The sequence below is a fragment of the Streptomyces sp. NRRL S-646 genome, assembly GCF_000720765.1.
In the GTDB taxonomy this organism is placed as follows: domain Bacteria; phylum Actinomycetota; class Actinomycetes; order Streptomycetales; family Streptomycetaceae; genus Streptomyces.
The window spans coordinates 39,209-56,058 of record NZ_JODC01000002.1 but is presented as its reverse complement, the minus strand read 5'-3'; the positions used below and the strand labels follow the sequence as shown (position 1 = coordinate 56,058).

General features: G+C 71.1%; 18 protein-coding genes. 7 read left to right on the top strand and 11 right to left on the bottom strand.

Annotated features, from left to right (window positions below):
* Positions 1-130: 130 nt before the first annotated feature.
* On the bottom strand, positions 131-1,921 hold the full coding sequence (locus tag IH68_RS49505; RefSeq protein WP_051833112.1) for a ricin-type beta-trefoil lectin domain protein: 1,791 nt from the start codon (positions 1,919-1,921) through the stop codon (positions 131-133).
* Between the two features lie 352 nt (positions 1,922-2,273).
* Between IH68_RS49505 and galU the strand changes: the two genes are divergently transcribed.
* The gene (gene galU / locus IH68_RS0102820) at positions 2,274-3,221 is read left to right on the top strand and encodes a UTP--glucose-1-phosphate uridylyltransferase GalU (protein ID WP_107057393.1); all 948 of its coding nucleotides are present in this window, start codon (positions 2,274-2,276) and stop codon (positions 3,219-3,221) included.
* A gap of 111 nt (positions 3,222-3,332) precedes the next feature.
* On the opposite strand, the gene IH68_RS0102815 is transcribed toward galU, so the two are convergent.
* From IH68_RS0102815 to IH68_RS0102790, 5 genes are all read right to left on the bottom strand, one after another.
* Entirely contained in the window at positions 3,333-3,785 is a 453-nt protein-coding gene (locus tag IH68_RS0102815; protein ID WP_180292016.1) for a DUF4442 domain-containing protein, read from the bottom strand.
* Between the two features lie 138 nt (positions 3,786-3,923).
* Complete coding sequence (locus IH68_RS0102810) at positions 3,924-4,769, bottom strand: spermidine synthase (RefSeq protein ID WP_030927746.1); 846 nt, start codon at positions 4,767-4,769, stop codon at positions 3,924-3,926.
* A 54-nt stretch (positions 4,770-4,823) separates the two neighbouring features.
* Entirely contained in the window at positions 4,824-5,180 is a 357-nt protein-coding gene (locus IH68_RS0102805; protein WP_078912286.1) for a hypothetical protein, read from the bottom strand.
* A 127-nt stretch (positions 5,181-5,307) separates the two neighbouring features.
* The gene (tuf, locus tag IH68_RS0102800; protein ID WP_030927740.1) at positions 5,308-6,477 is read right to left on the bottom strand and encodes an elongation factor Tu; all 1,170 of its coding nucleotides are present in this window, start codon (positions 6,475-6,477) and stop codon (positions 5,308-5,310) included.
* Between the two features lie 282 nt (positions 6,478-6,759).
* Positions 6,760-7,482 (bottom strand): DNA alkylation repair protein, encoded by a 723-nt coding sequence (locus tag IH68_RS0102790; RefSeq protein ID WP_030927737.1) that lies wholly within the window; start codon positions 7,480-7,482, stop codon positions 6,760-6,762.
* Positions 7,483-7,531: 49 nt separating this feature from the next.
* On the opposite strand from IH68_RS0102790, the gene IH68_RS0102785 reads away from it, so the two are divergent.
* A complete protein-coding gene (locus tag IH68_RS0102785) occupies positions 7,532-8,302 on the top strand; it encodes a TVP38/TMEM64 family protein (protein ID WP_030927734.1) in 771 nt (256 codons plus the stop codon).
* Positions 8,303-8,309: 7 nt separating this feature from the next.
* Here IH68_RS0102785 and IH68_RS0102780 read toward each other — a convergent pair whose 3' ends face one another.
* Positions 8,310-9,479: a thiolase family protein gene (locus IH68_RS0102780; protein WP_030927731.1), complete on the bottom strand. Its 1,170-nt coding sequence runs from the start codon at positions 9,477-9,479 to the stop codon at positions 8,310-8,312.
* A 107-nt stretch (positions 9,480-9,586) separates the two neighbouring features.
* On the opposite strand from IH68_RS0102780, the gene IH68_RS0102775 reads away from it, so the two are divergent.
* Together IH68_RS0102775 and IH68_RS0102770 are read left to right on the top strand one after the other, a co-directional pair.
* Positions 9,587-10,057, top strand: a complete 471-nt coding sequence (locus tag IH68_RS0102775) for a winged helix-turn-helix transcriptional regulator (RefSeq protein ID WP_030927728.1) — start codon at positions 9,587-9,589, stop codon at positions 10,055-10,057.
* 196 nt (positions 10,058-10,253) lie between these two features.
* Complete coding sequence (locus IH68_RS0102770) at positions 10,254-10,841, top strand: DUF4328 domain-containing protein (RefSeq protein ID WP_030927726.1); 588 nt, start codon at positions 10,254-10,256, stop codon at positions 10,839-10,841.
* 27 nt (positions 10,842-10,868) lie between these two features.
* Here the strand turns inward: IH68_RS0102770 and IH68_RS0102765 are convergent, their stop codons facing one another.
* The 3 genes from IH68_RS0102765 to IH68_RS0102755 are packed head-to-tail and all read right to left on the bottom strand — an operon-like array spanning position 10,869 to position 13,692.
* Positions 10,869-11,588, bottom strand: coding sequence for a cupin domain-containing protein (locus IH68_RS0102765; protein ID WP_030927723.1), 720 nt, complete (start codon positions 11,586-11,588; stop codon positions 10,869-10,871).
* Complete coding sequence (locus IH68_RS0102760) at positions 11,582-12,508, bottom strand: PmoA family protein (RefSeq protein ID WP_030927720.1); 927 nt, start codon at positions 12,506-12,508, stop codon at positions 11,582-11,584. The genes IH68_RS0102765 and IH68_RS0102760 overlap by 7 nt, the downstream gene beginning before the upstream one ends.
* The gene (locus IH68_RS0102755) at positions 12,505-13,692 is read right to left on the bottom strand and encodes a Gfo/Idh/MocA family protein (RefSeq protein ID WP_037884502.1); all 1,188 of its coding nucleotides are present in this window, start codon (positions 13,690-13,692) and stop codon (positions 12,505-12,507) included. Before IH68_RS0102755 ends, IH68_RS0102760 begins: the two co-directional genes overlap by 4 nt.
* Positions 13,693-13,955: 263 nt before the next feature.
* Between IH68_RS0102755 and IH68_RS0102750 the strand changes: the two genes are divergently transcribed.
* Together IH68_RS0102750 and IH68_RS0102745 are read left to right on the top strand one after the other, a co-directional pair.
* Positions 13,956-14,831, top strand: a complete 876-nt coding sequence (locus IH68_RS0102750) for an undecaprenyl-diphosphate phosphatase (protein ID WP_030927714.1) — start codon at positions 13,956-13,958, stop codon at positions 14,829-14,831.
* 160 nt (positions 14,832-14,991) lie between these two features.
* On the top strand, positions 14,992-15,171 hold the full coding sequence (locus tag IH68_RS0102745) for a hypothetical protein (protein ID WP_030927711.1): 180 nt from the start codon (positions 14,992-14,994) through the stop codon (positions 15,169-15,171).
* Positions 15,172-15,198: 27 nt separating this feature from the next.
* Here IH68_RS0102745 and IH68_RS0102740 read toward each other — a convergent pair whose 3' ends face one another.
* The gene (locus IH68_RS0102740; RefSeq protein WP_030927708.1) at positions 15,199-16,179 is read right to left on the bottom strand and encodes an LLM class flavin-dependent oxidoreductase; all 981 of its coding nucleotides are present in this window, start codon (positions 16,177-16,179) and stop codon (positions 15,199-15,201) included.
* 152 nt (positions 16,180-16,331) lie between these two features.
* Here IH68_RS0102740 and IH68_RS0102735 point away from each other — a divergent pair, with 152 nt between their 5' ends.
* Complete coding sequence (locus IH68_RS0102735) at positions 16,332-16,817, top strand: nuclear transport factor 2 family protein (RefSeq protein ID WP_030927705.1); 486 nt, start codon at positions 16,332-16,334, stop codon at positions 16,815-16,817.
* The last annotated feature ends 33 nt before the right edge of the window (positions 16,818-16,850 follow it).

The window sequence follows — 16,850 nt, the reverse complement described above, 5'->3', positions numbered from 1 at the left end:
AAACTATGACCACTGGTGACTCGTGTCAATGAAGCGAACAAGAAACCCTCCGATGCCGACAAGAAACGAAGCTGGGGCCACCCCGGCGGGGCGACCCCAGATGAGTTGTACATCCCTATACGCGCGTTGATCAGTGCAGGGCGGCCTCGAGCTTTTCGGCCCTGCCCGCGACGGTGGTGACCGCGCCCACCACTTCGGCCGGGAGCGCGCGCACCCCGTCAAGGGGTGCCGGCGGCCCAACGGGCCCGGTTTCGCTGTCGACCTGGGCGAACCGCTCCTCGTACCGCCCGTCGTACGGCTCGCTTCCCGGCTTCCGCTCCGGAGTCCGGGAGTTGGGCGGCTTCGGTGCGCCGCTGGGAGAGTCCTGGCCTGCGGGACGACCGGTGTCCTGCGATCCGCCCTGCTCGTCCGTGCGGCCGGTGTCGTCGAGGCCGACTTCAAGCGTCCACCGCTGCCCGCCGGAACCGTCCCGTGCGGTGACGACGACGTCCGCGCGCCCGCCCGGTGCGACGAGCAGTCCCTTGCCGCCGCGCAGCAGAAGCTCCCCGCGGACCGTGAGGTCGTAGCGCACCTCGCCCGCGTGTGCCACGCAGTCGGCGAGGGTCACCGACTTCTTGCCGGCGTCGGAGTCGAGGCACAGGGTGGGGTCGGCGTCGCTGCGCAGCAGACCGTCGTCCTGGTACGACCACTGCTGCGACCCGGCGGCGGAGCAGGCCGCCAGTACGGCCGCGGCACCGGCCCTGGGCCTGCCGCCCTGGACGTCGAGGCAGCGTCCGGCCTTCGGGTTGCGGAGCCTGCCGCGTCCGACCTCGACGGGCCGGCCCACGGAGGCGGGCGAGGGGGAGCGGGCCGACGAGGTGTCACCCGCCGGGGGCGAGGGGCGCAGAGTGCTGCTGCTGGGGGCTCCCCAGGTGGCGCCGGAGTCGCGGACAGCGTTGTCGTCGGACCAGCCCTTGCTGACGAGAACCGTGGCGAGCAGGGCGAGCGTCGTCAGACCGACACCCACGACGACGGCCTTGGTGTGCTTTCGCGGCGTGTCGGGCCGGTGGCGCCCGCCGCCGGGTCGTGCGCTGCCGCGCCCGGGTGTGAACGCCTGGTCTCCGCCGCGGCGGGGGCGGGAGTCGAGATAGCGCCGGGCGCCCCAGCCGAGCACGGTCTCCGCGAGCAGCACCTCCAGGCCGCCCTCGAAATGACTGAGCTGTTCGGCGGCGTGCCGGCAGTACCGGCACTCCGTCAGATGCTGCTGGACATCCGGGAGCAGGGCACCGCCGCGGCGTATCGGGACGTCGAGGAGGCGGTTGTAGAAGCGGCATTCCTTGCCGGGTGCGAGTTCCCGGTGGGCGCGCACACAGCCCACCCGGAATTGCTCGCGTGCCTGCTCCAGTGCGGCCGACGCGGTGGACGCGTCCACCCCCAACAGACCGGCCGGTACGGTTATGGGTTCGGCTTCGACCTCCGAGTGCCACAGCAGGCATTGCGAGGCTCCCGGAAGGGCCTGGAATGCCCGCTCGGCGATGTGCCGCCTTTCGGGCGTCGCGGACCGTGCGGCACGCAGTCCGCGCCCGCCGGTCGGTTTGCGGAGTTCCGGCAGGAGAACGGAAATACCGTCGTCCGCGGCCCACTCCTTGATGGTGTCCCGTACGGCCATGAGAAGTTGCGGTCGCAGGGCGCCGCCGCCCGGTCGGCCCAGCACCCGGTGGAACGCGGCGGCCGCGGCCATGGATGCCGGACTCTCCCCGGAAGCAAGGCAGATGACTGCGTAGTCGTACGTCGCGCGCCAGTGCCGGGCCAGCAACAACGCGCCCGCGCGGGCACCCGAGGCGTCCGGACCAAGCTGCGCGACGAGGTTGCGGTCGGATTCGGCGGGCCCCGATCCGGGACGCGGTGGGTACGGCGGTCGTGGGGGGTAGGGGGATTGCACTGAACCATTTCCTTCCAAGCCGCAGGACGGTAGGCGGATTTCGCGTCCATCGGAAAGCAGGCGCCTCTTTGGTGCATACCTATGTCGGGTCAGGTTCTGGGACCGCTACAGGGCCGCTCACTTTCGCACAATTGACGCACAGGAAACAAGGAGTTCGAGTGACGAAAGTTCAAAACGCGGCAACTTCAAATAAGTTACCGGCGGTATCCGCACCCGCATTCGAAACAACCGTAGGGCGGCCGCCGAGTTGTGTGCACCCCCGGGCGCTTGGTACACGAAACCTCCACTGCCGGGCGGACCCACAGCGGGATCCCACGTTTCTCTCTGCGGACTCTCATCCGCGTGCGCCAGCATGAGCCGCATGATCGTCCCCCACGCCACTTCCCCCCGTGCGGTCACCAAGGCCGTGATCCCCGCCGCCGGCCTCGGCACCCGTTTCCTGCCCGCAACCAAGGCGACCCCGAAGGAGATGCTGCCGGTCGTCGACAAGCCGGCCATCCAGTACGTCGTCGAGGAGGCCGCCGCGGCCGGGCTCGACGACGTCCTCATGGTCACCGGACGCCACAAGCGCGCCATCGAGGACCACTTCGACAACGCCTTCGAACTGGAACAGGCGCTCGCCGCCAAGGGCGACGCGATACGTCTGGACGCCGTGCGCGATCCCGCCCGCCTGGCCAACATCCACCACATCCGCCAGGGCGAGCCTCTCGGCCTCGGCCACGCCGTCCTGTGCGCCCGCCGCCACGTCGGCGACCGGCCCTTCGCCGTCCTGCTGGGCGACGACCTGATCGACCCCCGCGAAACCCTCCTGAGCCGCATGCTCGACGTGCGAGACCGGCACACGGGCAGCGTCATCGCCCTGATGAAGGTCCCGCCGGAGCAGATCCACCTCTACGGCTGCGCCGCCGTCGAGGCGACGGGCGAGGACGGCGTGGTCCGCGTCACCGGCCTGGTCGAGAAGCCGTCCCGCCAGGACGCACCCAGCAGCTACGCGGTCATCGGCCGCTACGTCCTCGACCCGGCCGTCTTCGACACCCTGGAGCGCACTCCGCCCGGCCGCGGTGGCGAGATCCAGCTCACCGACGCCCTGCAGGAACTGGCCGCGGGCGGCACGGTGCACGGCGTCGTCTTCGACGGCCTGCGCTACGACACCGGCGACAAGGGCGACTACCTGCGCACCGTGGTCCGCCTGGCCTGCGACCGCGACGACCTCGGCCCCGAATTCACGGCCTGGCTCAAGGAGTTCGTCGCCGGGATGGAGGAAGGCAACGACACCGGACGCCGCCGACTGGTGGCCTGATCCTGCACTCTCCCGGGGCTGTGACCTCAGCGGCTCGGCCGCGGAGCCCCGGACCGAACGCAGGCTGGGCCCGGGGGCGACACACCCCCGGGCCCAGCCTGCAAGAGCTGCTCAGCCGTTGGGACGCAGCGTCCACACAACGGTCATCTCACCGGTGACAGCGCCGTCGGCGCGCCGGATCTCGATCGACACCGGGAACTCGGGCCGCCCCCCGGCGTCCAGCTCCGCGACGACGTCGGCCACCGGGCGGCCGAGGGTCGCGGTGGCGGTGACGGCTCCCATCGCCAGCTTCTTGTAGGCGATCTCGGCGCGCACGGCGAGCGGCACGGCCCGCGCCAGCTGCTCCCCGAAGGCGGCCAGCACGATCGACCCGCTGGCGGTCTCGCCGAGGGTGAACATCGCGCCGGCGTGCGGCCCGCCGACGTGGTTGTGGTACTCGCCCTGGTCCGGCAGGGACACCACGGCCTTCTCCGGCGTGGTCTCCAGGAACTGGAGGTTCATGGTCCGGGCCATCGGCACCGTCGCGGCGAGCATCTCGCCGATCGACATCTGGTCTGCGCTCATGACGAGCATGTTACCCACGAGTAGCCTTCGCTGGCCAGAGGGCCGTTTCGGCAGCGGTCGTATGCGTGCCGGACGTGCGCAACCCGCGGCGGAGCACCAGGCCCGTGGTGACGGGTCCGCCGAGTGCCCGTGGAGGGTTCAGCCGATGCCGAACGTCCCGTCGGGGGGCTCGGGTGAGGGCACGGCGTCCGCGTCCCGCACCGGGCGCGCGCCCGCGATGAAGTCGCGGACTCCGGTCCCGTACTCGACCCGTGCCGGAAAGGCGTCGGCTGCCATGAGCCGGGCCAGGGCGACTGTGTCGACGGGGTGGTGCGCGGCGACGAGCACGGCGTTGCCGAAGCGTCGCCCGCGCAGGACGGCCGGTTCGGCGATCAGCACCAGCTCCTCGAACTCCGTGGCGAAGGTGGCGAGTTGCGAGCGGAGGAAGGCGAAGGGCGCGGCGTCGGCGAGGTTGGCCAGGTAGACGCCCCGGTCGCGCAGCACCCGGGCGGCCTCGCGGGCGTAGGCGACGGAGGTGAGGTGGGCCGGGACGCGCGATCCACCGAAGACATCGGCGATGAGCACGTCCGCCGAGTCCGAGGGGGCCGCCTCCAGCCAGGTCCGGGCGTCGGCGGTGTGCAGGGCGACGGCCGAGCCCTCCGGGAGCGGCAGGTGCTCCAGGACCAGTTCCAGCAGGGCGCGGTCCGCCTCGACGACGTCCTGTCGCGAGCCGGGCCGGGTCGCTGCCAGGTACCGGGGCAGAGTGAGCGCGCCCCCGCCGAGGTGCAGCACGTCCAGCGGACTGCCAGGTTCCGCGAGGGTGTCCAGGACGTGCCCGAGCCGTCGTGCGTACTCGAACTCCAGGTGGGCCGGCTCGTCCAGGTCCACGTACGACTGCGGCGCCCCGTCGACCGTCAGCAGCCAGGCCCGCTTCCGGTCGACGTCGGGCATCAGCTTGGCGGTGCCGTGATCGACGTCTCGGGTCACGGGTATCGGCTCGTCCACGGGTTCATTGTGCCGGGAGCGGGAGGCGCGGGCGCGCGGCCCGGGGCCGTTGCTTCAGCCGCCCCGGACCCGCGCCACCTGTCTCGCGTGCTCCTTCGCCTGTTCACGTCCCGCCCGGGCCGACGGCGCCCGGACGGCAGGGTCCGGTGCGTCGCGGCCGATCGCGTCCTTCGCGGCCGCCGAGGGTGTCACGACCGCGCCCCCGGACGCCCTGTTCGGCAAGCCGTCTGCCCGCTGTGGTGTGCGCAGCGCCTGGAGTTGGGCCGCCACCGCCGACCCTGCCGACGTACCGAACACCGCGTCGGCGTCCCCGAGATCGACGCCCGCCTCGGACAGCCTGTACACCGTCCCGACCAGCCGTCCGATCCCGTCGGCACTCCCGCCGCCGAGCACCAAAGCCCTGCCCGTCATGGTCTCCCCCGTCTCTCCACGACCCACGACTGCGTGTGCGATCAAGTCTTGCGCACGGCACTGACAATCGGGTCCGGACAGCCGGATGCGCGGCGCCCGCCCCCGAGGGGGCGGGCGCCGTGCAGGCTCAGCCGACCGACGTCACCGTGCCCGCGCCGACCGTGCGGCCGCCCTCGCGGATCGCGAAGCCGAGCCCTGGCTCCAGCGGCACGTCACGGCCGAGCTCGACCGTCATGCTCACGGTGTCGCCGGGCCGGGCGAGGGCCGTCTCGCCGAGGTCGACGTCGCCGACCACGTCCGCGGTGCGGATGTAGAACTGCGGCCGGTAGCCGGTCGACACCGCAGTCGTCCGTCCGCCCTCGCGCGTCGACAGGACGTACACCCGCGCGGAGAAGCGGCGGCTCGGCGCCACGCTGCCGGGCGCCGCCACGACGTGTCCGCGCCGGACGGCGTCCCGCGGGACCCCGCGCAGCAACAGCGCCACGTTGTCGCCGGCCTGTGCCTCCTCCATGGGCTTGCCGAAGGTCTCCAGGCCGGTGACGACGGTCTCGACACCGGCGCCGAGGACTTCGACGCGGTCGCCCACCCGGACGACGCCCCGCTCGACCGCGCCCGTCACCACCGTCCCACGGCCGGTGATGGTGAGCACGTTCTCCACGGGCATCAGGAACGGCGCGTCCAAGTACCGCTCGGGCATCGGCACATACGTGTCCACGGCGTCGAGCAGCGCCTCGATGGACGCCGTCCACCGCGGGTCGCCCTCCAGGGCCTTCAGCCCCGAGACCCGCACGACGGGCACGGCGTCGCCGCCGTAGCCCTGCGCGGTGAGCAGCTCGCGGACCTCCAGCTCCACGAGGTCGGTGAGCTCCTCGTCGCCCGCGTCGGCCTTGTTGATGGCCACGACGATGTGGTTCACGCCCACCTGGCGGGCGAGCAGGACGTGTTCGGCGGTCTGCGGCATGATCCCGTCGAGCGCGGAGACGACGAGGATCGCCCCGTCGAGCTGCGCGGCGCCGGTGACCATGTTCTTGACGTAGTCGGCGTGGCCCGGCATGTCCACGTGCGCGTAGTGGCGGGTGTCGGTCTCGTACTCGACGTGCGCGATGTTGATGGTGATGCCGCGGGCAGCCTCCTCCGGGGCGCGGTCGATGCGGTCGAACGGCACGAAGGTGCCGGTCCCGCGCTCGGCCAGCACCTTGGTGATGGCGGCGGTCAGGGTGGTCTTGCCGTGGTCGACGTGGCCCATGGTGCCGATGTTCAGATGCGGTTTGGTGCGCACGTATGCCGTCTTGGGCATGGCGATACCTCGAAGCCTCTTCGTAGGAAGGATCAAGAGAGATGGGGACCCCGAGGACTCGCCGACCCTCCCCCTGCGGGGTCCGCCGGACGATCCGGAGAGGGTCAGCTTCGGGCGCCGTCGACTGCGGCGACGAGAGTGGGAACGGCAGCCTTCGGGGCATCCGCGACTGCGGATGCTGCGAGGTGGAAGGCGTACCGGAACATGACGTCGATCATTGCCGACGCTTTGCCCCGCGTCGAATGGTTTTTCAGGTCAGGGGAGTTCGGGCGCCTCTCCGGCTCAGGCCCCGATGTTCTTCAGTGCCTCCCGGACCGACAGCGGCGCGAACCGCCCGCGCTCCCGCGCCAGGAAGGCCCGTACGGCCTCCGGGTCGGTCTTGGCGTACTCGCGCAGGCACCAGCCGATGGCCTTGCGGATGAAGAAGTCGGGGTGTCCGGACTGGCGCAGGCAGTAGGCGAAGAGCCGCTCGGCGTCGGTGCGTTCCTTGTAGCGCAGCTGGTGGAGCAGGGCGGTACGGGCGACCCACAGGTCGTCGTCGGCGATCCAGGCGTCCATGTCCGCGGTGAGCCGGGGGTCGGCCGCGACCAGCCCGCCCACCACGTGGGCGGCGAGCGCGTCGACGGTGTCCCACCAGGGGACGGTGGCGACGAGGTGCCGGGCAACCGGCAGGAAGCCGGAGGTGCACACGCGCGCGTGGCGGCGCAGATAGTCGACGGCGAAGTAGTGGTACTCCCGCTCGGGCAACTGCCAGCAGCGCAGGGCGATCGCCGTGCAGTCACCCTCGTCGGGACGCGGCAGAGCTGCGACGACGGTGCGGGACAGGGCCCGGCGGACGGGCGTGGTGAGACCCAGGAAGGGGGCCACGTCCTTCATGTACGCGCGCATGGACTCGGCGCGCTCCGGGTCGGCCGCGGCCGCGTACGTGGCGGTGAGCCGCTCCAGCACGGTGTCGGCGAGTGTGCTGAACGGCACATGCGTGGTGACCTCACCTGTGACGCTCATGGGACGAACCATACGGCGATCACACACATTTGTCGGTTAGTGTCACCGGATGCTCGATGCCACCACCCGCTCTGGGGGCACCGCCACGGCCTCTCCCCCGGCCGCCGCCACGGAGCTCGCCGTCGCCGTACCCGCACCGTCGCAGAGCCTCGGCGCGCGCTGCACGCGCGTGCTGCTCTCGCCGTGGTCGCGGCTGTCCCTGCTCGTCGTCATGCTCGCGGCCGCCGCCGGTGCCGTGCTGCTCTTCCAGCCACAGCGGATGCTGGCGCACGGCTGGCCGCCGCAGCTCGGCGGGGCCGCGGCTGCCGTCGTGTTCGCGGTTGCGTACGGACTGTGCAGTGTGGCGTTCGTACCACGGCCGCTGCTGAACCTCGCAGCGGGCGCGCTCTTCGGCTCCCAGCTCGGCACCGGGACGGCCCTGGTGGGCACGGTGCTCGGCGCCGGGATCTCCTTCGGTCTGGGCCGGGTGCTCGGGCAGGACGCGCTGCGCCCGCTGCTGCGGGGCCGGCTGCTGAAGACGGTGGACGGGCAGTTCAGCAGGCACGGGTTCCGTTCGATGATGGCGGTCCGGCTGTTCCCGGGCGTGCCGTTCTGGGCTGCGAACTACTGTGCCGCCGTCTCCCGCATGGGCTGGGCGCCCTTCCTGCTCGCAACGGCGCTCGGCTCGATTCCGAACACCGCCGCGTACGTCGTCGCCGGAGCCCGAGCCTCGGCGCCGACGTCCCCCGCCTTCCTGATCGCCATGGCCTGTATCGCCGTACCGGCTCTGGTGGCCGCGGTGGTGGCCTGGCGCAAGCGGCACCAGCTGCGCGGACGCTGAGGGCCGGCTACACACCTTCCAGGATCATCGCGTTGGCCAGTCCGCCCGCCTCGCACATGGTCTGCAGGGCGTAGCGTGCGCCACGCGCGCGCATGGCGTGCACGAGGGTGGTCGTCAGACGGGTGCCGCTGGCCCCGAGCGGGTGGCCGATCGCGATCGCGCCGCCGTGCACGTTGACCTTGGCGAGGTCGGCGCCGGTCTCCTGCTGCCAGGCCAGGACGACGCTGGAGAACGCCTCGTTGACCTCGAACAGGTCGATGTCGTCGAGGGTCAGTCCGGCCCTGCGCAGCACCTTCTCGGTCGCCGGTATGACGCCCGTGAGCATCAGCAGCGGGTCGGAGCCGGTGACGGCGAAGCTGTGCAGCCGGGCGAGCGGGCGCAGGCCGAGGCGGGCCGCGGTCTCGCTGGAGGTGATCAGCACGGCGGAGGCGCCGTCGTTGACGGGGCTGGCGTTGCCCGCGGTGACGTTCCACTCGATCTGCGGGAAGCGCTCGGCGAAGGCCGGGTCGTGGTAGGCGGGCCGGAGACCGGCGAGGATCTCCGGGGTGCTGCCCGGCCGTACGCACTCGTCTCGCGTGACGCCCTCCAGGGGTGCGACCTCGGCGTCGAAGAGCCCCTGGCTCCAGGTCTCGGCGGCCTTGTGGTGCGAGGAGACCGCGAAGGCGTCCATCTGGTCGCGCGTGATCGACCACTTGGCGGCGATCAGTTCGGCGCTGATGCCCTGGGGGACCAGACCCTCCGCGTAGCGCTCGGCGACGCCGGGGCCGAAGGGGTCCTTGCCGGGCGGCACGTTCGACCACATCGGCACCCGGCTCATCGACTCGACGCCACAGGCGACCACTAGGTCGTAGGCGCCCGAGATGACGCCCTGCGCGGCGAAGTGCACGGCCTGCTGGGAGGAGCCGCACTGGCGGTCCACGGTGGTCGCCGGGACGGTCTCCGGGAAGCCCGCCGACAGGACGGCGTAGCGGGTGGTGTTCATGGCCTGCTCGCCGACCTGGTCGACGGTTCCGCCGATGACGTCGTCGATCAGTGCCGGGTCGACGCCGGAGCGGTCGACGAGGGTGCGCAGGGTGTGGGCGAGGAGCTCGACGGGGTGGACGTGCGCGAGGGAGCCGCCCGGCTTGCCCTTGCCGATCGGCGTGCGTACGGCTTCGACGATGACTGCGTCACGCATGTGCGTGCCTCCACGGCGAATTGACGGGAACTACTCGTGAGTAGGAAATCCAAACTCACCATAACTCTGAAGGTTGGAAAAACAAACCCTCCCCTAGACTGGGCGTCATGGCCGCGACCAAGGACCCACGCCCCTGCTCCATCGCCGACGCCCTGGCGCTGGTGGGCGAGAAGTACTCCCTGCTCGTCCTGCGGGAGGTGTGTCTGGGCAACGGGCGCTTCGACCAGCTGGTGCGCAACATCGGCGCCCCGCGCGACGTCCTGGCCACCCGGCTGCGCCGCCTCGTGGACGCCGGGATCCTGACGAAGCGCGTCTACAGCGAGCGGCCGCAGCGCTTCGAGTACCGGCCCACCCAGGCGGGGCTCGAACTGGAGCCCGTCCTGATGACCCTCAAGGAGTGGGGCGACCGCCACGTCCGCAACGGGGTCGACCTCCCCATGGCGGTCGAGCACATCTGCGGCAACGAACTGGTCCCGGTCGTCACCTGCCGCGCCTGCGGCAAGCCGGTGCACCACGAGGACCTGACCGCCCACCCGCAGGCCGAGGGCTGGACGGTGACGGGACCGACTGCGGCCTGACCGGAGAAACCAAGATCAGCAAGCGCCCTCGCCCCGCGTCTGTCGATGTCGCGGCAAATCCGGCCCGCTCGGGCGCGGGGCGATCTATGATCCGAGGCGCCCGATCCCTTTGCTGCGCCGCCACAGTGCGTGCCGCGCTGCTGGAAATAGGTATCCCACTGTGAACAGTCCGGTCGGCACAGCGAACAGCCCTGTCATGAACGCACCATGGCTCCTTGCCCGCTTCTCGCAGGCCGCGATAGCCGCGGCAGCCGCCGCGGACGTCTTCCGGGCACTGGCCCTCAGAGCTCATGATCTGCACCCCACGAACGCGTCGCTGAACAAGTCGGGCTTCAGATCGATGGTGTTCGTGTACCTCACGACCGCCGCGGCCGCTTTCTTCCTGGTGTGGTTCAGCCGCTGCCGGCGAAACGCACGGGTCCTTTCTCCGGGTGTCGCCTCGGAACCAGGCGTGTGGGCCGTCGTGGCCTGGCTGATACCGGTGGTCAACCTGTGGGTTCCGCGCGGACTCGTACTCGATGTACTCCGTGCGAGCAGCCTCGGGACGACGGAGAAAGGCCGCGACGAGGTCCTGGTGAACGTCTGGTGGGTGGCGTGGGCAGGGCACACCGTGATCGCCATGGCATCCCGGCTCGGGGACGGGACCTCGATGCCGCTCCTGCTGGTGACGGAGGCACTCAACCTGGCCGCGGCCGTCCTCGTGATGTTCGTGATCCAGCGCATCACGGGACTGCAGGGCACAGCGCTCCGCGCTGCATCAGCCACACCTGTTGCAACGCCGTGAGGCGCAACAGCCGCACGGGAGCGCGGCCTACTCGCCCCGGTACACGTCCAACCGCCCGCACATCCCGAACTTCCCATACGCCGAAGGCAGTTCGGCCCTGACGACGGCCTCCGCCAGATGGCCGGCGTCGCCCTTTTCCAGGCGGTCGAGCTGCTCCCCGGTGGCTGCAGCGGCCGCCTCCGCGCCCCGTCGCCAACGCTCGCGCCACTCGGCGAGCCGGGGGCGTACCAGTGCCGCGGCGGCGCGGTGGAAGGCGGCCAGCGCCTCGGGGCCGTCCGCCTCGCGCAGGGCCCGGTAGCCCTCCAGGGCCAGGTCCCGGCGGGTGCGGGCGAACCGCTCCTGCTCCACCTCCGGCACATCCGTCGGAATCCTGGTCGCGGCGGCGTACGTCTCCGCGTCGGTGAGGTACTGCGGCGGCAGCGTCAGGACCGCGTCGCCCGCCTCCGGCAGGCCGCTGTTCTGCATCAGCACCGTGATGCGCAGGTCGTCCTCGTTGACCAGGCGGTGGATGGTGCCCGGCGTGAACCAGGCGACCGTGCCGGGTACGAGGGGCGTGACCTCGTACCCGGACGTCGTGAGTGTCTGCACGGCCCCCCGGCCGCCGGTGACGACATACGCCTCCGAACAGGTCAGGTGCATATGGGGAGTTCCGCCGCAGACACCGTCGACGGCCGGCCAGTCGTAGACGGACAGGTGCGAGACGGCGACCGAGCCCGGCAGTCCCGTGAACTCCCCTGTGCTCACCACGAATGCGCCTCCAGGTACTTGGTGATTTCCTCCCGCTCCCACGAACCGTCGGCCACGACGATCCGGTAGCGGCGGGTGAGGGTGTCGCCGGGGGCGAGTTCCAGTTCGTCGTAGAAGGCCCAGGAGGGGGCGACGGCGGCGAACGGCTCGTTGCGTACGAACCAGTGGGCGGGGTGGGTGCCCCGCTCGCCCAGGTGGTCGTTCTCGGAGGCGTGGGCGAAGACGAGGGTCGCGTGGCCGTCGCTGCCGTCGTGTTCGCCACAGAAGGCGAGCCAGGGCGACTGCTCGCCCATCAGGCCGGGGCCCTCGGCGTCGGGGCCGATGATCCGGCCGTCGCGGAAGGCGCGCGGGCCGCGCCAGAACAGGCCGGTGTAACCGGCCAGTTCACGCCCTGCGGTGGTCGGGCTGCCGAAGCGGAGCGGCTCGTCGCGGCGGTTGGTGACGGCGCTGGTCCAGGTCAGCGCCCAGGAGCCGGACTCCGCGTCGACGTCGTGGATCTCGATACGACGCTCCTCGTCGGCCCACAGTTCCCCGCTGTACGGGTGCCAGGTCAGCCGTTCCGCGATCACTGCGCGGTCGTCGTGAACCGCCACCTCGTCGAAGGCGACGTGCGCCATCGAGCCGACGCGTTCGGGCAGTTCGAGGTAGCCCTCGCCGTGGACGTAGGAGTTGCCACCCCAGAGGTTGGCGCCCGACAGGTGCGAGGCCGTCAGCTGCAGACCCTTGTGCCAGCGGTGGTCGCTCGGCCGGTAGTCGGTGACGACCTCGCCCGCCAGGGTGCGCAGTGGGTGGATGTACGGCTTCGGGGACTCCCAGGCCGCTTCCGGAGCGTACACGTAGCTCAACAGCTCGACGCCGCCTGCCCGTTCGGCGATCGTGATGCGCTCACCGTGGGCGTGCACGACACGCAGACCGGTCACGCGGACACCTCCTCGGCCGCCACGGGAGCAACCGGTGCCCAGCCGGGCGCTCCACCGTGCATCGCCGTGTGGAAGGGGTCCCCGGGACCGATCTCGCCGGCCTTGACGGTGGTGTCCGTGAACGCCGCCTTGTAGATCGCGGCGATCAGCTCCAGGCTCGTGCGCCCGTCGGCCCCGCTGCTGCGCGGGCGCTCCCCCGCGCGCATGCTCGCCACCAGTTCCCGCAGCTGCTCCAGGTGCGAGCTGGGCACGTCCGCGCCGAAGTCCTGCCAGGCGGCGGCCTCGTCCCCGGGCACGCCGGGGGCCGGGGTGATGCGCCAGTTCGCGTTGGAGTGGCCGTAGAGGTGGGTGAGCTCGACCGTGGCGCGTTCGCAGTCGATACGGATGCGGCTGACCTCGTCGGGGCTCAGGACGCTGTTGACGACTGTTGCCATCGCGCCGCTCTCGAAGCGGATCAGGGCGGTCGAGACGTCCTCGGTCTCCACGTCGTGCACCAGGCGCCCGGCCATGGCGCGCACCTCGCGCCACGGGCCGAGCAGGTCCAGCAGGAGGTCCATCTGGTGGATGCCGTGGCCCATGGCGGGGCCGCCGCCTTCGGTCGCCCAGCGGCCGCGCCAGGGCACGGCGTAGTAGGCGGTGTCGCGGTACCAGGTGGTCTGGCAGTGCGCGACGAGCGGCCGGCCCATGGCCTGCTCGGCGAGCAACCGCCGTATGTGCCGCGAGCCCGAGCCGAAGCGGTGCTGGAAGACGATCGACGCGTAGGGGCCGCCGTCCTTGCCCTCCTCGGCCTCCACCGCGTCGTAGTCCGCGAGGGTCGGCACCGGCGGCTTCTCGCACCACACCCACGCCCCGGCGCGCAGAGCGGCGATCGTCTGCTCGCGGTGCAGGGTCGGCGGGGTGCAGATGCTCACCAGGTCGGGGCGCTGCTCGCGGAGCATCTGCTCCAGGTCGGTGTAGGCGTGCGGGATCCCGTTCGCCCGGCAGAACTCCTCGACGGCAGTGGCATCGATGTCGACTGCGGCGACGACCTCCGTCTCGCCCTCCTCGGCGAGCCTGGCCAGCGCGGGCAGGTGCGAACCCCGCCCGATGGCGCCGGTGCCGATGACGGCGGCCCGGATGCGCCGGCCGGCCGGCGGGGCGGAGAGCGCCTGGGACGTCCCGGGGTGGGTCTCGGACGTGGACATGGACCTGATCAGCACTCCTCCGGGAACGACGAGCTACGAGGAGGAGCAGCGTCAGCAAGCGCTTTCTCCTCCCAGAAACGTAAGCTCCGCCCCCGCACCTGGTCAACCACCCGAAACCCAAGGCCGCCGGTTGCCGCCGAAACCCCTGTGCCGGGCCTGTCGGCCCCGGAGGTTAGGCTGCCCTGCACACCCGTGATCACGACGCCCGCCGGCGTGACGTCCCGTCGCGCCTGCCACGATCAGCACTTGGACGCCGTACATCCATGTCTTGGTTTGAATCCCTCATCCTCGGACTCGTCCAGGGGCTGACCGAGTTCCTCCCCGTCTCCTCCAGCGCGCATCTGCGGCTGACCGCCGCCTTCTCGGGCTGGAAGGACCCCGGCGCGGCCTTCACGGCGATCACGCAGATCGGCACGGAGGCCGCTGTACTGATCTACTTCCGCAGGGACATCGGGCGGATCATCTCGGCCTGGGCGCGCTCGCTGGTGGACAAGGAGATGCGCCGCAACCACGATGCGCAGATGGGCTGGCTGGTGATCGTCGGCTCGATCCCGATCGGCGTGCTCGGGCTGCTGTTCAAGGACCAGATCGAGGGGCCGTTCCGCGATCTGCGGATCACCGCGACGATGCTGATCGTCATCGGTGTGGTCATCGGCATCGCCGACCGGCTCGCGGCGCGCGACGAGACGGGCGGCCGGCACCGGGCACCCAAGCAGCGCAAGACGCTCGAGAACCTGGGCGTGAAGGACGGTCTGGTCTACGGCCTGTGCCAGGCGGCAGCCCTCGTCCCGGGCGTCTCCCGCTCCGGTGCCACCATCAGCGGCGGCCTGTTCATGGGCTACAAGCGCGAGGCCGCGGCCCGCTACTCCTTCCTCCTCGCGATCCCTGCGGTGCTGGCGTCGGGCCTGTTCGAGACGAAGGACGCGCTGGAGAGCGATCATGTCTCCTGGGGCCCGACGCTGTTCGCGACGGTGATCGCCTTCGCGACCGGGTACGCCGTCATCGCCTGGTTCATGAGGTTCATCTCGACGAAGAGCTTCATGCCCTTCGTCTGGTACCGCATCGCGCTGGGCATCGTCATCATCGCCCTGGTCACGGCGGGCGCGCTGAGCCCGCACGCGGCAGAGTCGGCGGGCTGACCAGGGTCCGGCGCTCCGGCGGAACTGCGGACCTCAACGCTCCGCCACGATACGGAAGTTGCTGCTCCGGGCGACCCCGCGAAAATCCGTGACCAATGACATACGGCATGGGTAGCCGTCCGGTAGCGCACTGTCAGTGCTTGCCCCTAGGCTTGTGCGCATGTCCCCCCATTCCTCAACCCCTGGTTCCGTGCGTTCTGCCGCCGAGGTCAACGAGCAGATCCGTGCGCTGTGGATGCGCGCGGGCGGTTCTCTGTCGGCCCAGGAGCGCGCGGAGTACGAGCTGTTGGTGATCGAGTGGGCGGCGGCGATCCAGAGCGACGTCATCGAGGCGGCCTGACGGGGAGACCCCGCGGTGCCCCCCGCCTCACACGGCCGGGGCGACGTGCTGTCTGACGAGTTCGTACGACCGCAGGCGTGCGGCCAACGCGTAGACGGGCGTCACCAGCATGAGTTCGTCCGCGCGGGTCACCTCCACCAGGTCCGCCAACTGCTTCGCGACGATGTCGGGTGAGCCGTGGGCCTGTTGGGCGCGGAAGCCCGACAGTGCCCGCTCTTCCTCCGCGGTGAACGAGTGGGCGGCCGCCTCTTCGGGGGTGGGGAAGGGGATGTCGCCCCGTCCCTTGAGGAGGCCGGCCTTGACGACATCCATCGGGCCCGCCAGCCGGGCCGCCTCCTGCTGCGTCTCGGCGCACACCGTTTCCACGCAGATCAGCACCCGGGGATGCGCGCACCAGCGGGACGGGGAGAAATGGGCCCGGTAGTGATCGAGTGCGGCGAGGGTGTTGTCCGGGCGGATGTGATGGGCGAAGGCGATCGGCAGTCCGAGTTCCGCGGCCAGCGCCGCACCGGCCGTACTCGACGCAAGCAGCCACGGCTCCGGGAGCGGGCCGAGCGCGACCTCGTCCACCAGGAAACGCAGGGTCGCCGAAACGTCGTCCCGGTACTCGTCGTCCGTTGCCGGCCCGGCCCCGCGCCGCAGGGCCCGCGCGGTCGGCTCGTCGAACGTGCCCGGGCCGCGGCCGATGCCCAGGTCGATTCGGCCGGAGTGCAGCGCGGCCAGCGTGCCAAACTGCTCCGCCAGCATGATCGGCGCGTGGTTCGGGGCGAGCACGCCCCCGGAACCGAGGCGTAGGGACGACGTCAGCGCGGCCGCGTGCGCGGTCAGGACAACGGGCGGGAACGCTCCGATGGCCGGGGAGTGGTGGTGCTCGGCGTACCAGAGCCGCAGGTACCCGAGGTCTTCGATGCGCCGGGCGAACTCGGCGGTGTCCCGTAGCGTGTCCGCGGCCCTGGTCCCGGACTGGACCATGGCCACTTCGAGCGCGCCGATCGGAATGGTGATCATCCGGTCAGTATAGGAATCGCCGTTCGGCACCCGGACGCGACGGACGTCGAACGGCGGGCGCGGACAAGGAAGTTGGACGGCGCTGACAACGAAGTTGTGTCGTCGTCGCACGCCCCCTTGGCCCGGCACGTCCCATGCCCAACACTGAGCCGATGACGCAGCGCGTGGAGCTCGCGACCGTGATGGACCGGCTGGCCGTCGACGAAGTGGTCACCGACTACGCGGCGGCCGTGGACGACGGTGACTGGAAGGCGTACCGGGGGCTGTTCACCCCCGACGGACGCGCGGACTACCGCTCGGCCGGAGGCATCGAGGGAGGTGCCGGGCAGGTCGCCGCGTGGCTTGCCGAGAGCATGCTGCTGTTTCCGATGCGGCAGCATCTGATCGTCAACCGGCGGGTGCGGTTCGGGATGCTGGAGCAGGACATCGGCGACACCGCGCGCGTGCGCGCCGACTACGTGAACCCGATGCGGTTCACGGCGGACGGAGGAGGAACGGCCGCGCCCGACTTCGTGTGCGGCGGCCGGTACGCCTTCGGGCTGCTGCGAACGTACGACGGCTGGCGGCTGCGCGAGGTCGTCGTGGAGGAGAAGTGGCGGCGCCTTCCCGAGCCGCGTGTGGCCCCCGCGGCCGAGTGATCCGGGGCCCTCTGTCCACGATCAACGAAAGCA

Bases quoted from the DNA above. Each gene is read 5' to 3' on its own strand.
- IH68_RS0102740 (WP_030927708.1), bottom strand. From the start codon at position 16,179: ATGATCACCATTCCGATCGGCGCGCTCGAAGTGGCCATGGTCCAGTCC.
- tuf (WP_030927740.1), bottom strand. From the start codon at position 6,477: ATGCCCAAGACGGCATACGTGCGCACCAAACCGCATCTGAACATCGGC.
- IH68_RS0102755 (WP_037884502.1), bottom strand. From the start codon at position 13,692: ATGTCCACGTCCGAGACCCACCCCGGGACGTCCCAGGCGCTCTCCGCC.
- galU (WP_107057393.1), top strand. From the start codon at position 2,274: ATGAGCCGCATGATCGTCCCCCACGCCACTTCCCCCCGTGCGGTCACC.
- IH68_RS0102745 (WP_030927711.1), top strand. From the start codon at position 14,992: ATGTCCCCCCATTCCTCAACCCCTGGTTCCGTGCGTTCTGCCGCCGAG.
- IH68_RS0102815 (WP_180292016.1), bottom strand. From the start codon at position 3,785: ATGAGCGCAGACCAGATGTCGATCGGCGAGATGCTCGCCGCGACGGTG.
- IH68_RS0102775 (WP_030927728.1), top strand. From the start codon at position 9,587: ATGGCCGCGACCAAGGACCCACGCCCCTGCTCCATCGCCGACGCCCTG.
- IH68_RS0102770 (WP_030927726.1), top strand. From the start codon at position 10,254: ATGAACGCACCATGGCTCCTTGCCCGCTTCTCGCAGGCCGCGATAGCC.
- IH68_RS0102805 (WP_078912286.1), bottom strand. From the start codon at position 5,180: ATGACGGGCAGGGCTTTGGTGCTCGGCGGCGGGAGTGCCGACGGGATC.
- IH68_RS0102750 (WP_030927714.1), top strand. From the start codon at position 13,956: ATGTCTTGGTTTGAATCCCTCATCCTCGGACTCGTCCAGGGGCTGACC.
- IH68_RS0102790 (WP_030927737.1), bottom strand. From the start codon at position 7,482: ATGAGCGTCACAGGTGAGGTCACCACGCATGTGCCGTTCAGCACACTC.
- IH68_RS0102785 (WP_030927734.1), top strand. From the start codon at position 7,532: ATGCTCGATGCCACCACCCGCTCTGGGGGCACCGCCACGGCCTCTCCC.
- IH68_RS0102735 (WP_030927705.1), top strand. From the start codon at position 16,332: ATGACGCAGCGCGTGGAGCTCGCGACCGTGATGGACCGGCTGGCCGTC.
- IH68_RS0102780 (WP_030927731.1), bottom strand. From the start codon at position 9,479: ATGCGTGACGCAGTCATCGTCGAAGCCGTACGCACGCCGATCGGCAAG.